Origin of the sequence: Streptomyces albiflavescens (assembly GCF_014645835.1) — a bacterium.
GTDB lineage: Bacteria > Actinomycetota > Actinomycetes > Streptomycetales > Streptomycetaceae > Streptomyces > Streptomyces albiflavescens.
This window is the reverse complement of sequence record NZ_BMMM01000004.1, coordinates 429,600-443,409: the sequence shown is the minus strand read 5'-3', so window position 1 is coordinate 443,409 and position 13,810 is coordinate 429,600. Positions and strand designations below refer to the sequence as shown.

Here is a 13,810-nt window from a genome sequence, read left to right as displayed (position 1 = left end):
GCAGTGCTTCCCTCCTCGCGTTCCCGCCTTGTGGAACGCCCGGTGAACCGCAGCTTGGAACGCCCGGCAGTAGGCATGCACTGGCAGTGGGAAGGCCCCCCGGGTGAAAGCGGGCACGAGCCGTGGTGATCACGGAGTTCTCTACGCTCAGTGATCACCACGGCTCGTGCGGCTTCCGGTTCTCGCGGATCTTGACGTTCATCGCACCCGTTGAGCTGGGGTGTTGCAACGACCACGAGAACTCAAGGACGGCGGTTTCCGTCGGTGATTGCGACGTCCGGAAGGAGTCCCGCCGGTGCCCAAGTACGCCCCGAAGAAGCTGCCTCTGTCCGTGCGCGCTCAGGCCCCGGTCAGCTTGCGGCGATCAGAGAGTGTCGGGAGGTGACCCGTCACTCCTCCGTCGACGTGCAGCACCTGACCTGTGATGAACTTGGACTCATCCGATGCGAGAAACACGACCGCGCTGGCGACGTCAGCTGGATCTCCGACGACAGTGTTGAGCATCTGGGAATCACGGACCATGTTTGTCGGTGCCGCCTCCTCCAGTCGGTGCGAGTCGGCGGGCGCTCCCGGTCGGGCAGGCGGCGGTATCAGCCCCGGAGCGATAGCGTTACTGCGGATTCCGAGGTGTCCGAAAGAAGTGGCGATCGATTTGGTCATGTACTCGATCGCCGCCTTGCTCGTGCCGTAGGCGAACAGCGCGAGGTCTCCGCCGGCAGCCTCGACCGATGAGCTGTTGATGATCGATCCACCGCCGGATTCGGTCATCACGGGGATGGCGTACTTGCTGCCGAGTACGACGCTGACCGCGTCCACCTCGAAGGTCCGCATCAGGTAGTCGCGGCTGATGCCAAGCACGTCAGTGTCCTGGAGTATCCAGTCGGCGCTGACAAGCCCGGCGTTGTTCCACAGCACGTCGAGTCTTCCGTAGGTGTCCTTGGCGAGTTCCACGACACCTGCCATGTCCTTCTCGACACTGACGTCACCGACGTACGGCGTGACGTCGAAGCCCTGCTCCGTGAGCTCCTTCGCCCGCTCGTGGACCGTTGGAGACAGGTCCATCATCACCACGCGCGCGCCTTCGGCCGCCATGGCTCGCACTCCTGCAAGCCCCAGGACGCCGGCCGCACCGGTAGTGATCGCCACCTTGCCTTGCATGCGCTTCATTGAGCACTCCCCTCATATGAGGTTGTCGGGATTTCATCACGATGTGGAGACCTGCATGGCGCCTTGTGTGCTGTGCGCTGTGCGCCGGGTGCCGCCCGGTCGTTCCGCGGCGGCCATGTCCGCTTCGGCGAACCGTGTGACAAGGGCCGGCTGCCCTGCCACCGTCTCAGTCGTCGTGCTGTGCGTATCCGTGGCCCAGGGCCCTCATGCATCGCTGAAGTCGGTGCTCCGGCTGAGCTTCTCCCAGGCGTCACGCTCGGCCTGCATCTGGCGGGCATCTGCGTCGAGGCGGTCCAGGGTGTCGTTGCCGAACGGCAGCCGCAGCGGGGTCTTCTCGTCCGCCAGGGCGGTGAGGATCGCGGAGGCGATCTTCACGGGGTTGCCGGGCTGCCTGCCGTCGAACTCCTTCACGTGTGCCCACAGTGCGCCGACTGTGGCCTCGTAGTCGGCAATGCGGGTGGACTCGGTGAGGGATGCCCCGGCGAAGTTGGTTCGCGTGCCCCCCGGCTGGGCGATGAGCACCTTGATGCCCAGCGGGGCCACCTCCTGGGCGAGGGCGATCGAGAAGCCCTCCAAGCCGAACTTGCCGGCCGAGTAGGCCGACATGCCCGGCACCGAGGTCTGCCCAGCGAGGCTGCTGACCTGGACGATTGCGCCGCTGCGCTGTTTGCGCAGGTGCGGCAGCACTGCCCGGGTCAGCGCGGCCGGGCCGAAGAAGTGGAGCTCCATGAGCGACCGTAGTTCGGCCTCAGTCGTCTCCTCGACGGCACCGAAATGACCCCGTCCCGCGGCATTGACGAGCACGTCGATGCGCCCGTGCTGCTTCACCACGTCGTCGACCACGGCGCTGATGCGCACCGGGTCCGTCACGTCCAGCTCCACCGCCTGTGCGCGCTCCGGGTAAGCGGAAACGAGTTCCCCGGCACCCTCCGTGCGGCGAACGGCCAGCACCACCGTGTCACCGGCGCCCAGGGCCGCCCGCGAGATCTCACGGCCAAGGCCGGAAGCCGCCCCGGTGACCAACCAGATTCGTCCCATGACGATGGTCCTCTCTCAACAATTGAAGGGGTGGCGTGGTGTGCGCATCCCGGATGAGACGCGTGACCAACTCGCCGTGAAGTTCGCGGTGTTGCTTCCGCATCTGGACGAGCGGCAGCGACGGCTGTTGATGGCTGCGGAGGCCCGGAGCCTGGGGCACGGCGGTGTCCGAGCCGTGGCACAGGCCGCTGCGGTCAGCGAGACGACGGTCCGCAAAGGCGTGTTCGAACTCGAAGCCGGTGAGGAGTCTTTGGGGCGGGTGCGGCGTCCGGGCGAGCCGAAAACGGGTCCGCTGGACAGGAGCCCAGACACGCGAGTGGTGCAGGGCACCACGCTGTCCGCGACGTCATCATCGGGGACAGCGTGGTGAGCCGGTCAGGCGGCGAAGCCGGCCTTCAGAGTGGCCGCGATCTGGACCACCCGCTCCGCCTGGTGACGAGCGGAGTTGCGGGTCGCCTCGCCGATGGGGTTCTCGCCCTGCGCGCTCACGTGGGAGGTGCCGTAGGGGTTGCCGTCGACGAACTTGACGCCCGGGTCGGTATAACCCGGAGAGACGATCAGGCCGCCGAAGTGGTGGATCGAGTTGTACAGGGCAAGGAGGGTGGACTCCAGGCCGCCGTGGGCAGTGGTAGCGCTGGTGAAGCCGCTATAGACCTTGTTGGCCAACTTGCCCTGTGCCCAGAGGCCGCCGAGCATGTCGATGAACTGCTTGAGCTGCGAGGAGACGTTGCCGAAGCGGGTCGGGGAGCCGAAGATCACGGCGTCCGCCCACTCAACGTCGGCGGGGGTGGCCACCGGGATACCGGCGCTGGCGGCGGCGTGGGCGGCCCAGGCCTCATTGGAGGCGATAGCGGCCTCGGGGGCGAGTTCGGCGACCTTGAGCAGGCGGACCTCGGCACCCGCCTTCTGCGCGGCTTCGCCGATTTCCTTGGCGATCTCAGCGGAGAAGCCGGTGGAGGAGTAATAGATGACCGCGACCTTGACGGGGGTGGACACAGTTGCACTCCGACTGTTGAAGGTGATGGTGAGTTGGGCTTGCGGCTGCCCGGGGTGATACATCATGAATGATGCGTCACCCATCTAGAAAAAGCAAAGGTGCACTTTCGGAGCAGCCAACGCGTTGTTGAAGCGATCAGATGCCCGGGACTTGTGGGATCCAGCACGATGATGACCCTGTCGTGACCTGGGAAGATGCTCATCTGCCGTCAATGCAGCACGGTGACTGCATCATCTACACGTCCTACGGGGCCACCCTCACCAGAGGGTGACACATCAGCGCATACGGCGCCCAAGGGGTCCGTCACGCGGACATGACTCGCCCATCAAGGTGATACATCACTCTTCGAGGCGCGTCGCACTTTTCCCGACGCGATCGCTCCGCACCACCTCGACGCGCTGGCAGCCCTGTCCGAAGCAGTACTGGCACGCGTCCGAGGGCTCGAAGCCACGGAGTCCTCTCCTGCGAGGCGATGTTGAGCGCTGGATTGCCGCCAAGAGACCTTGACGAACGCCATCATCACGCCGAGACGGACGGTGAAGACACCTGGCTGGGATGAGATGTCACCCAGCCCCACGCACACCCGATCGTCAGGGAAGCAGCAACGGGTAGCTCGCGGCAGGACAGAACTGTCGCCGGCTCTCGCTACGCACCCGGAGTGAACTGGCACACTATGCGCACACCTATGGGCCACGAAGGGTGCTTCCGCTCCTGACGGCACCAGCGAAGGCGGTGTCTCAACGGATGGTCTTCACCGCCTGAAGTAAGATCACGCGGCTATCGAATTTGGGAGGCACATCATCCAAATGAGTAAACTGCAGACATGACTGCATTCGACGCGTTGAGCGAGCGTGAGCGCCGTGCCTGGTACGGCTTCCTCGGCATGCAGGAAGACCTCCGCCGCCATCTGAACCGGCAGCTGCTTCGAGACTCTGGCCTTTCGCTGGCGGACTTTTCCGTGCTGAGCGGCCTGTCAAATCAGCCGGACGGCTCTCTTCGGATCTTCGAGCTGCGTGAGCTCTTGCGCTGGGAGAAGACGCGCCTCACCCATCAGATCTCAAGGATGATCTCGCGAGGGCTGCTCGAACGGCGCCCTTGTGCTGAGGACAACCGCGGCAGCCACGTCACCCTGACCGAGGAAGGGCGCGCTGTCATCGACAAGGCAGCCCCACTGCATATCGCCGATGTGCGCCGCACGTTCCTCGACGCTGTCAGCCCTCGGCAGCTGGACACACTCGCAGCCCTGTCCGAAGCTGTGCTGGAGAGCATCGAGGAAAACGAGCCCGCAGAGGACTGAAGCAGCGTCTGTGACGGCTTGTCATCGACGCGTCAACGGCGAGGTGAGACAGTCGGCGTTGTCCCCACGCGCGGCGGAAGACAGCTCGGTCGACCGATTGCATCGGTTGCTGAAGCTTTCGGCTCGGGGTGACGCCTTGACGGCGTCATGGTCAGTCCGGTCTCCGCAATGAACCCGTCGAGCGGGTCGGGCTGACGCCCGCGTCGGCCAGGGCCTCGACGACCTCCATCGGCAGGACTCGGCCCGACTTGGCGCGCGCCGCCTGGTCCCGCAGCAGCGGCAGGGTGGTGGGCCGGCCGACGAGTTCGGCCCTGATCCCGTCCCTGGACGGCGCGCCCGTCTCGTCCTGACCGTCGTTGTTGTTCGCTGTTCCGCGAGTTGGCCCATCGAGCCAAGGGGCACTGAACCCGGCGAACCCGACCGTCGCGCACTTCGCGGTCGATTGCGTGACTCGACCTGCTGCGGCCGAAGACACGCGTCCATGCTGCCCGCGCGGAATAGTTGAACTTTCAGCACAACATGGTACGTTGAGACCGGCGCTGAAATTTCAACCATCTCAGAGGGGGACGATCTTGCCTGCTCGCCTGCGAGGCAAGGTGGTGATCACTACAGGTGCGGCCAGCGGCTTAGGACGGGCAGGAGAGAGGGTCACGGCGGCCGACGGTGCGGGTGTCGTGATGATGGACCTGTCACCGACTGTCTACGACAAGGCTGAACAACTGGCGGACGACGGCTTCGACGTCATGCCGTTTCTCAGTGACGCCACTGTCGAGAAGGACATGGCAGGTGTCGTAACGCCGGCCAAGGACACCTACGGAAAGCCCGACGTGCTGTGGAACAATGCCGTGTTGGTGTGGGCCGACTGGATCCTTCAGGGGCAGCGACTTCCTCGGAAGCAAGTACGCCGTCCCCGTGATGGCCAAATACAGCGGCGGATCGATCAGCAACACGTCGTCGATACGGGCTGCAGGCGGCGACCTCGCACTGGTCGCCTTCGGCACGAGCAAGGCGGCGGTCGAAAACTGACGAAGCCCATTGCCACCGAGTTCGGATATCTCGGGATGCGCAGCAACGCAATCGTTCCCGGTCTGATACCGCCGCCGGCCGCAACGGGAGCACCCAGCGAGTCGCATCGCCTGAAAGAGGCGGGGCCGACGCTGATGGTGCTGAACTCCCAGATGCTCAACGCTGTCGCAGACCGAGCGGACATCGCCAACGCGGTGGTGTTTCTCGTCGATTCAGGGGAATCCGATGGTCACTCCCCACCTTGAGCGCCTATGCGCGCCGCGGGCGTCTATACAAGCGGCAACGTGAGCCCTCTGCACGACTGCACGTCCGCCGCTACCTACTACGTGCTACTGAGTGCCGGGTCGCGAGACTGCTGGCCGACGCCGCCCCTTGCCAAGGTCAGCTGGGGGTCGCAGGACGATCCCAGGCAGCGGCCCTGCCGCCGAGGCCGTCCACCGCCATGGTGGATGTCGTGCGGACGAAATCCGCCCGAGGGCCTATTCGTTTCCATCAGGAATTGGAGCTTTGCATCATGACGTTCAATTTAGCCGTACCGGACAAGAACGACCCGGTGTGGACCTCCGCCGACGGCTTCGTTGTGCGTAGCGACGAGGGGATCATCCGTCTGACCGGCGAGGAACGGTTCTCCGTGAAGGTGACGGGAGCTCAGACCAATGGCAACCTCGGCGTCATGGAGGGCATCGTCGCACCGCAGTTCGGCAACGTGCCGCATACGCACAACCAGGAGGATGAGGCCTTCCTCATCCTGTCAGGCCAGTTCCGGTTCATCAACGGGGACCAGACCTTCGAGGCGAGTGCGGGCGACTTCGTGTACATCCCCCGCGGCACGCGTCACGGCTTCAAGAACATCCTCGACGTGCCCTCGAAGATGATGGTGTTCTACACCCCGGCCGGATCGGAGCAATTCTTCGTGGATCACGGCATGCGCGAGGACAATTATGATCCGCAGGACTGGGCGAACCGGCTGAGGAACGACACCGCGCTCCAGAAGGCAATTTCCGGCATGAACATGACTCTCCTCCCGCGCGAGGACGACTGGGCCTGAGCGCCCGCGCCACCGACTTCCATGACGTGTGACACCGCCTGTCACCACTCGGCAATGGTGATCACAGAGCGTCTTTTGACGGTGCGTACCGGAACGGCGATTGGGCAGGGGCGGCCCGGCCTGGAGCCCGGCCGGTGACGTCAGCCCGGGAAGGACGGGTCCGGCAGGAACGGCGCGGGGGACGCGCCACGACCGGCGCCGAGCGGCTCGCGCACGGCACGTATGGAGCCAGAGACCAGCCGGAAAAATCCTCCGATTAGGTTGGAGAATATGTTCGCATGATCGAGAAGCGAGGAAAGTGATGAATGAGACCATCGAAGCGCGCGTCCAGAAACTTGAGGACATCGAGGCGCTCAGGCGGCTGAAAGCCGACTACACCTGGTTCCTGGACCACAAGCAGTGGGACGAGTGGAAGCGGTGCTTCTCGTCTGACTTCGTCTTCGAGGTTGCAGGGAACAGACTTCCGCTCGACGAGTTCGTCGCCTTCGTCTCCCGGAACCTTCAGCCCTTGATCACCTCGCATCAACTGCACCAGTTCAAGGTCGAGTTCGCCAGCGCGACCGCCGCCAGCGGCGTCTGGTGGCTGCGAGATCACCTCTCTCATCCGGGCAACGGCAGCGAGTTCCGTGGGCGGGCCTATTATCACGAGACATACGTCAAGGAATCCGATGGCTGGAAGATCTCCGGTTCTGTTCTCGAATACGTCAGCAGCGAGGGCTACGTATTCACCACCGGCCCCGATAACGGCATGGCTGTCGGGCTCACGCTGCCGCCCCTCCCGTGACGCAAAGCTGATGCCTCATCACAGACTCCTGGCGCTATGCTCCCCCGGGGCCCCGATTCCGTAAACGCGGTCGGCTCCCTCTGGACAAGTACGTCAACAAGACCATTAACTTTTGTCCACTGCTTGTGAGTTCAAGTCCGCAGGACCTACGGACGAAATCCCTCTGGCCTGCTATGCAGCGTCCGAGTCGGCTTCGGCTGACGCGGACGCTGTTTCGGTTCCGGGCCGGTGCGTAAGCCAATGTGTCCGTGGCCTGTGGATCGGATGCCGGTGAGCGTTCGTTTGCTGTCCCACGTCCTGACATCGCTTCGTCCGACGTGACCCATCAACTCTCCCTGGTGTCCGAGTCCGAGCGGACAACCGGAGCCGCCTCATAGAGGTCATGCCCTGCCACCGTCAGGGCATTGATCGACCGCGTCGGCGGTCACCCAGCCGAACGGAATCTCTGGCCGCCAGAGCACGTTCGACCATGCGGCGAGCGAGGGCAGGTTTCGTGGCGAACTTGCACGACCAGCAGACCGCCGTCCGCGTCCTCCAACTCGTGCCTCATTCGCGTCTGGATGCGCCGGACTCCGGCTGCGCAGTGCAGTGTTGGGCCGGCACATCACGCGCGGGCTCTGATGTGCTGAGCAGGAGGTGAATCCGGCCGGGCGGGATGACCCTCCGCTCAAGGGGAACCCCACCCGGCCGGGTGCGCCGCTCCCGTCCCCACGGTGCGGCGCGGGCAGGCCACCGTCCAGTCGTTCCGTGGACGGCGGCTTGGCTCTCGAAGTACGAATGGGGGCCGCATCGCCTGAGTTGGGTGCCTCAGGACGACGGGGAGTGCGTCAGCGCCGGCGGGAACGGGGTGCCGGTGAGTTCCTCGGACATCGTCCACACGCGCTTGGCGGCTTCGGGGTCGCCGGCTGCGGGCGTTCGGCACATCCGGTACACCGACCGGCTCACCGACATCGGTGCCTCCGCGTCCGTCGGCTCCGTCACGGACTCGTATGACGACGCCATGGCCGAGGCATTGAACGACACCTTCAAGGCCGAACTGATCGAAATGCAGGGCCCCTGGAAGGACGTTGACCAGGTCGAACGGGCGATCTTCCAGTGGGTCACGTGGCACAACGAGGAACGGCTCCACTCCGCGCTCGACTACGTACCGCCTGCCGAGTACGAACGAAACTTCTGGCGAAGCCAGGAGCCGGCCCTGCAGTCCGCCTGAACCAATCAAAAACGGACTCTACGAAACTCGGAGCAGCTCAAGCTGATCCGTAGACCCGCCGAGCGTGGCGGGCGTAGGCCTTCGGGCCGAGGACAGGCATGATCAGCCGGGGAACGAGAGGCGCCGTCGAAAGCATCAGCTTGACGACGTCAGGATCGGCGAGCGAGGCGAGCATGCCGAACACGATGGGCAGCTTGCTCTTGGGAAGGCCGTTGATTGCATGATCCCCGAGCTGGTGCCATTCCTTGGCAGTCACGTATTCCGGGACGATCGGAAGGACGTCCTTCTCCTCGATGGCGAGATGCTCGGTGAGCAGTGCGTCCAGTCGTTCCAGGGAGTTGGCGAGTTCTTCGCCGGATGCCTTCGAAGGCTGTGCGCGCCAGGCGGCCAGCCGTAGGGATGATTCGGTGAGCAGCGCCGCGATCTCCTCGTGCTGGCTCTCCAGCAGAGTGACCGCAGTGCCGAGCCGATCACCCGCGCGCTCAAGGAGCTTGGGCCACAGAAGCTCATCCTCGCCCTTGTGGTGCAGGTGAAGGAACTCCTCGATCAGCTGCGCATGATCGGCGATGACCTCAGCCCGCCGCACGTCGCCCGGTGAGACCTCCCTCACCAACGCAGGTATGCGGCTGTAACTCTGCCGGAAGGCTTCGTGAACAACCAGCATATCTCGGACGTCCGCACGGTCGACGGAGGTGTGGCGCATAACCAACTACTTTCAGGATGAGAAGGAGGGAACATGTGGAGTTTGCACGCGGGGTTTGTCACACAGTGCATAAGGATTCCGGCGAAGCCACTCAGTGTTCGCACTGAGTCGGCGTGCCGCAGGAGTAAGCGACCATGAATCAGCTGGGCTCGCCGACCCTTACTGGTACAGACGGAACGCAATAGCGCCTTTCGAACAGGCCAGATTGGTGTCGGCCTCGAAAAGGAGCTCGCCGACCTTTTACTTGCCCAGGTGATTCGTCAGAACATCAACGGGTTGTCAAAAAACTTCCTAGGTATATCGCTCAGCCGCCGCATGTAGGCAATCGGCTCCCCGGTCACGACTCCGGCCGCGCAGCAATACGTGACGGAGATACTCACCACCCCTGGACACGGTCGGCGACATAGCCGGGCCTTTCGGGCGCTCCGGCTGCCGGTCGCAGTCACAGAGTTCCCGACGCCTTGCGTGGACATCGCCGGCGTGATGCGGCGAAGCTTCACCACCGGGCCCTACGGTAGCATTAGCTGCTGAAATTTCAACTACCTGCTGAGAGGTTGCGATGGCGGAGACCCGGTGGCTGAACGACGAGGAACAGCGGACCTGGCGCAGCTTCCTGCTGGCCAGCCGGCTGCTGTTCGAGCGGGTGGAGCGGCAACTGAAGCAGGACGCAGACATCTCCTTCGCCTACTACGAGATCCTCACCCGCCTCTCGGAAGCGCCCGGGCGCACGATGCGGATGGCCGACCTCGCGGCCGCGTGTGTCTTCGATCGCAGCAGGCTGAGCCACGCGATCGACCGCCTGGTGCGCGATGGCTGGGTCCGCCGGGTGCCGTGCCCTTCAGACACCCGGGGCCAGCTGGCGGAGCTCACCGACGAGGGCATGGAGAAGGTCCGACAAGCCGCTCACGATCACGTCGAGCAGGTTCGGTCACTGCTGCTCGACCGACTCACCCTCGATCAGCGAACCGCCCTGCAGGAAATCAGCGAGGCACTCGCCACTGGCATCGCCGACATGCCGAAGCTCATCTCGATGGGCTGGCCGTCGCGGTGACAGTGCCCCCTCCTCCTTCTTCTTCGCAGCCTGCCTTCTTCTTCGCAGCCCGCCGCGCCATGTCGGTCGACCTGGCACGGCGCGGCGGTCGGGGTGTCAGTTGTTCTCCGCCTGGAACATCCAGTGCTGCTTCTCCAGGTCAGCGGTGATGCCGATGATGAGGTCCTGGGTGACCGGATCGGCATCGGCGGTGCTGGTGACCCGCTCACGCATCCTGGCGATGACCAGCGCCAATGACTCCACGACGGCAGCCACCGCATCACTGTCCTTCACCCAGCCGGCCGGGTAGGCGGGAATGCTGCTGCTGGTGGCTACGGTTGCTGCCCGGCCGTCGGGGGTGATACCGAGTGCCGCGGCCCGCTCGGCAACCGCGTCGGAGAACGCCCGCGCGCCGCTGACCATCTCGTCAAGCTGAAGATGGATGGAGCGGAAGCGGGGACCGTACAAGCTCCAGTGAGCCTGCTTGGCCGTCATCGACACATCGATCAGGTCCACCAAGGCACCCTGAAGGGCATCTGCGACGACCTTGCGGTCGGCTTCTGGCAGCGGGCTTTTGATGACAGACACGATTACTCCTATGCCGCCTGGATCAGGCGTGGGTGGGATGAGGGAGCGGACACGGGCGGTACGTTCCTGCCGCCTTCCGGGACTCCGGCCCCGGCGTGGGACAGGGCTCCTGAAGGCGGGTGCATGGAAACCGTTGGACAACGCCGGCGATCGCCACTGCGCGAGTTCATCGGCCACGAACGCGGGTTCGGCCTCACGCGGGCGAATCTCAGCGCCGGCGGTGTTGCCGCCGCGTGATCAAGCCGACCGGCGGACGCTGCCGGCGGCTACCGGCTGCCGGCCAGTCGGCGACCACGAGGCGCGTACGGTGTTGTGGTGAATGGGGGTTCGGGTCCCTGTCAACGGCAGGCCTGTACCGCCGTGGCACTCCGCGATGAACTCCGCCGCGATCGAGACGGCGGTCTCCTCCGGAGTGTGCGCGCCCAGGTTCAGACCGATCGGTGCACGCAGTCGGGCGAGTTCGCCTTCGGTCATACCGGCTTCGCGCAGCCGCGTCAGACGCTCCTCGTTCGTCCGCCGGGACCCCATGGCCCCCACGTAGGCGACCGGTAGCTTCAGCGCGCGCTCCAGCAGCGGTACGTCGAACTTGGCGTCATGTGTGAGCACGCACAGCACCGTGCGTTGATCGACCTCGGTGGCTTCCAGATAGCGGTGCGGCCAGTCGACGACCACGTCGTCCGCTTCCGGGAAGCGAGCCTGGGTGGCGAACACAGGTCGCGCGTCGCACACGGTGACGTGATAGCCGAGGAACTTGCCCAGCCGTACCAGGGCCGCCGCGAAGTCGATCGCGCCGAAGACGATCAGCCGCGGCGGCGGGGCGCTGGACTCCACCAGCAGGGTGACCGGCTGGTGGCAGGCGCCCCCGTCCCGGCCCACCACCAGTGTGCCGGTACGCCCGACGTCGAGCATGGCTCGCGTCTGCGCGGCCGCCGTGCGGGTGAGCCGGGTGTCGTCGCCCAGGACTCCCTCGAAAGATCCGTCGGACCTGACCACCAGGGCCTGGCTCGTCAGCTCGGCAGGTCCGTCGACGACGCGGGCCAGAGCGACCGTCTCGCCGCCCAGGGCGGCGGACACGGCAGCGGTGAACAGGTCCCGTGCCCGATCACCGGCACGCACCGGCGTGACGAGGATGTCGATGATGCCTCCGCAGGTCAGACCGACGGCGAAGGCCGTCTCGTCGCTGTAGCCGAAGCGTTCCAGTACCGGCCGGCCATCTGTCAGAGCCTGCCGGCACAGCTCGTACACGGCGCCCTCCACGCAACCACCGGAGACCGAGCCCACGGCTGTTCCCTCACCGTTCACGGCCAGAGCGGCGCCGGGTCCCCGGGGTGCGCTCCCGCTGACGGAGACGACCGTGGCCACGGCGAAGTCGTGCCCTTGCTCGACCCACCGGTGGAGGTCTCCAGCAATATCCAGCATGTCTTTCTCCTTCAAACTGTCGCGCCGCTGCCGTCGATGTCGACCCTGACGCGCAGCAGACCGGTTGCTGGTGACTCCCGGATGCCAACTGGCGCAGGCCGGGCTGCCGTTGTCCCGTGGCTGCCGCAGGGACGCCGGCTCGAAACAGCCACCGAGCGTGCGCCACCGGGCGGGCTCGGCCCGCGCATACGTGATCGTGGGGCTGTAGGCGGCTGACAAGCGGGGCCAGCAGGTCGGCGGCGGTCTGCCCGATTCCGCTGGGCGCCATCAGCACAACCGTCATCACGCGCGCGCTCACCAGGGTCTCCGGTCAGTGTGGTGACGACGCTGGGCTCAGGGTGGGTCGTCATGCGGTGTCGAACGGTGCAGGGCACGCAGCACGCGGGTCCTGCGTGCCCCGGGGGGAACGGCTCGACTGCCGCTCCCCCCTGTGCGGCGGTTCCCCGTCACTCAGAGGATGACGTCGCTCAGAGCATGAGCTGATCGATGGTGATCGGCAGCGAACGGATACGCCGTCCGGTGGCGTGGTGAACGGCGTTGCCGATGGCCGCGGCGAGGCCGACCAGCCCGACCTCTCCGACTCCCTTCGTTCCGACGGCGGTTGCCCGGTCGGGACCGCCGACGAAGAGCACCTCCATGTCAGGCACGTCCGCGTTGACCGGCATGAGGTAGTCGCCGAAGGTGGCGTTGGCGATCCGCCCGGTGACCTGGTCGGTGGCGGTCTCCTCGAACATCGCCTGGCTGATGCCGCCCACCGTGCCGCCGATGATCTGGCTGGTGGCGGTCTTCTCGTTGAGGATCCGCCCGCCGTCGATCGCGGACACCACCCGGGCCACCCTCAGCAGTCCCAGATCGGGGTCGATGCGTACCTCGACGAACTTCGCGCCGAAGGCGCCCGCCGTGGCCATCCCCAACTCGCCCGACTCCGGGGGCGTGCTGCGGCCGTCGGCGCTGAGTTCCTCCAGGCCGTGCCGGCTCAGAACGTCCGCGTACGACTCGCCCTGCCGCACGTCGCCGATGCGGTGGATGCGGCCGTCGGTGACGGTCACGTCATCGAGCATGGCCCCGCGCAACGGTGACTCGGCGTCGTTGGCCACCACGTCCAGGAACTCCTGCACCAGGCGGCGGCAGGCGGTGTGGACGGCGTTGGCCAGGGCGCCGGTCAAGCCGGATCCGCCGGCCTGCGGCGAGTACGGCATGTCGGAGTCGCCGAGGTCGAAACGCACCTGGGCGACATCCAGGCCGAGGAGCTCGGCCGCCAACTGCGTCATGACGGTGTAGGTGCCGGTACCGATGTCCGTGGCGGCGCTGCGCACATAGGCGGAACCGTCACGCCGCATGGAGGCGCGGGCCTGGCACGGCACCTGGTAGAAGGGGTAGGAGACACCGGCCAGGCCGTAGCCGACGAGCCAGCGGCCGTCCCGCATCGAGCCCGGCTCCGGCGTGCGCCGCGACCATCCGAAGCGCTCGGCGCCCCGGACGTAGCACTCTCTCAGCGCCTTG

General features: G+C 65.7%; 14 protein-coding genes and 1 pseudogene. 7 read left to right on the top strand and 8 right to left on the bottom strand.

From position 1 onward, the window contains the following. Positions 1 to 339: 339 nt before the first annotated feature. On the bottom strand, positions 340 to 1,167 hold the full coding sequence (locus IEY95_RS14375; protein WP_189186366.1) for an SDR family NAD(P)-dependent oxidoreductase: 828 nt from the start codon (positions 1,165 to 1,167) through the stop codon (positions 340 to 342). A gap of 204 nt (positions 1,168 to 1,371) precedes the next feature. Next, positions 1,372 to 2,205: an oxidoreductase gene (locus IEY95_RS14370; protein ID WP_189186365.1), complete on the bottom strand. Its 834-nt coding sequence runs from the start codon at positions 2,203 to 2,205 to the stop codon at positions 1,372 to 1,374. A 40-nt stretch (positions 2,206 to 2,245) separates the two neighbouring features. Between IEY95_RS14370 and IEY95_RS50625 the strand changes: the two are divergent. Beyond that, positions 2,246 to 2,494, top strand: a pseudogene (locus IEY95_RS50625) (ISAzo13 family transposase); the annotation flags it as partial. Between the two features lie 86 nt (positions 2,495 to 2,580). On the opposite strand, the gene wrbA reads toward IEY95_RS50625, so the two are convergent. After that, a complete protein-coding gene (gene wrbA, locus IEY95_RS14360) occupies positions 2,581 to 3,201 on the bottom strand; it encodes an NAD(P)H:quinone oxidoreductase (RefSeq protein WP_189186364.1) in 621 nt (206 codons plus the stop codon). A gap of 824 nt (positions 3,202 to 4,025) precedes the next feature. On the opposite strand from wrbA, the gene IEY95_RS14355 reads away from it, so the two are divergent. Further along, complete coding sequence (locus tag IEY95_RS14355; protein WP_189186363.1) at positions 4,026 to 4,499, top strand: MarR family winged helix-turn-helix transcriptional regulator; 474 nt, start codon at positions 4,026 to 4,028, stop codon at positions 4,497 to 4,499. Between the two features lie 151 nt (positions 4,500 to 4,650). On the opposite strand, the gene IEY95_RS14350 is transcribed toward IEY95_RS14355, so the two are convergent. Next, on the bottom strand, positions 4,651 to 4,974 hold the full coding sequence (locus IEY95_RS14350) for a hypothetical protein (protein ID WP_189186362.1): 324 nt from the start codon (positions 4,972 to 4,974) through the stop codon (positions 4,651 to 4,653). A 97-nt stretch (positions 4,975 to 5,071) separates the two neighbouring features. Here IEY95_RS14350 and IEY95_RS14345 point away from each other — a divergent pair, with 97 nt between their 5' ends. The 4 genes from IEY95_RS14345 to IEY95_RS14330 all read left to right on the top strand — a co-directional run bounded on the left by IEY95_RS14345 (position 5,072) and on the right by IEY95_RS14330 (position 8,567). Then, on the top strand, positions 5,072 to 5,770 hold the full coding sequence (locus tag IEY95_RS14345; protein ID WP_189186361.1) for an SDR family oxidoreductase: 699 nt from the start codon (positions 5,072 to 5,074) through the stop codon (positions 5,768 to 5,770). A gap of 209 nt (positions 5,771 to 5,979) precedes the next feature. Continuing rightward, positions 5,980 to 6,573, top strand: coding sequence for a cupin domain-containing protein (locus tag IEY95_RS14340; RefSeq protein ID WP_189186360.1), 594 nt, complete (start codon positions 5,980 to 5,982; stop codon positions 6,571 to 6,573). 301 nt (positions 6,574 to 6,874) lie between these two features. Continuing rightward, entirely contained in the window at positions 6,875 to 7,357 is a 483-nt protein-coding gene (locus tag IEY95_RS14335; protein WP_189186359.1) for a nuclear transport factor 2 family protein, read from the top strand. 802 nt (positions 7,358 to 8,159) lie between these two features. Next, positions 8,160 to 8,567 carry an integrase core domain-containing protein gene (locus tag IEY95_RS14330; RefSeq protein WP_189186358.1) on the top strand — a complete coding sequence of 136 codons (408 nt, stop codon included), beginning with the start codon at positions 8,160 to 8,162 and terminating at the stop codon, positions 8,565 to 8,567. A gap of 37 nt (positions 8,568 to 8,604) precedes the next feature. Here the strand turns inward: IEY95_RS14330 and IEY95_RS14325 are convergent, their stop codons facing one another. After that, the gene (locus IEY95_RS14325) at positions 8,605 to 9,270 is read right to left on the bottom strand and encodes a hemerythrin domain-containing protein (protein ID WP_189186357.1); all 666 of its coding nucleotides are present in this window, start codon (positions 9,268 to 9,270) and stop codon (positions 8,605 to 8,607) included. A 559-nt stretch (positions 9,271 to 9,829) separates the two neighbouring features. On the opposite strand from IEY95_RS14325, the gene IEY95_RS14320 reads away from it, so the two are divergent. After that, entirely contained in the window at positions 9,830 to 10,321 is a 492-nt protein-coding gene (locus IEY95_RS14320; RefSeq protein ID WP_189186356.1) for a MarR family winged helix-turn-helix transcriptional regulator, read from the top strand. 96 nt (positions 10,322 to 10,417) lie between these two features. Here the strand turns inward: IEY95_RS14320 and IEY95_RS14315 are convergent, their stop codons facing one another. The 3 genes from IEY95_RS14315 to IEY95_RS48935 form a co-directional block, all read right to left on the bottom strand. Next, the gene (locus tag IEY95_RS14315; RefSeq protein WP_189186355.1) at positions 10,418 to 10,888 is read right to left on the bottom strand and encodes a Dps family protein; all 471 of its coding nucleotides are present in this window, start codon (positions 10,886 to 10,888) and stop codon (positions 10,418 to 10,420) included. 237 nt (positions 10,889 to 11,125) lie between these two features. Continuing rightward, positions 11,126 to 12,307: an XdhC family protein gene (locus tag IEY95_RS14310; protein WP_189186354.1), complete on the bottom strand. Its 1,182-nt coding sequence runs from the start codon at positions 12,305 to 12,307 to the stop codon at positions 11,126 to 11,128. Between the two features lie 467 nt (positions 12,308 to 12,774). Continuing rightward, on the bottom strand, positions 12,775 to 13,810 hold a 1,036-nt coding region (locus IEY95_RS48935), incomplete at its 5' end, for a xanthine dehydrogenase family protein molybdopterin-binding subunit (protein ID WP_229702920.1).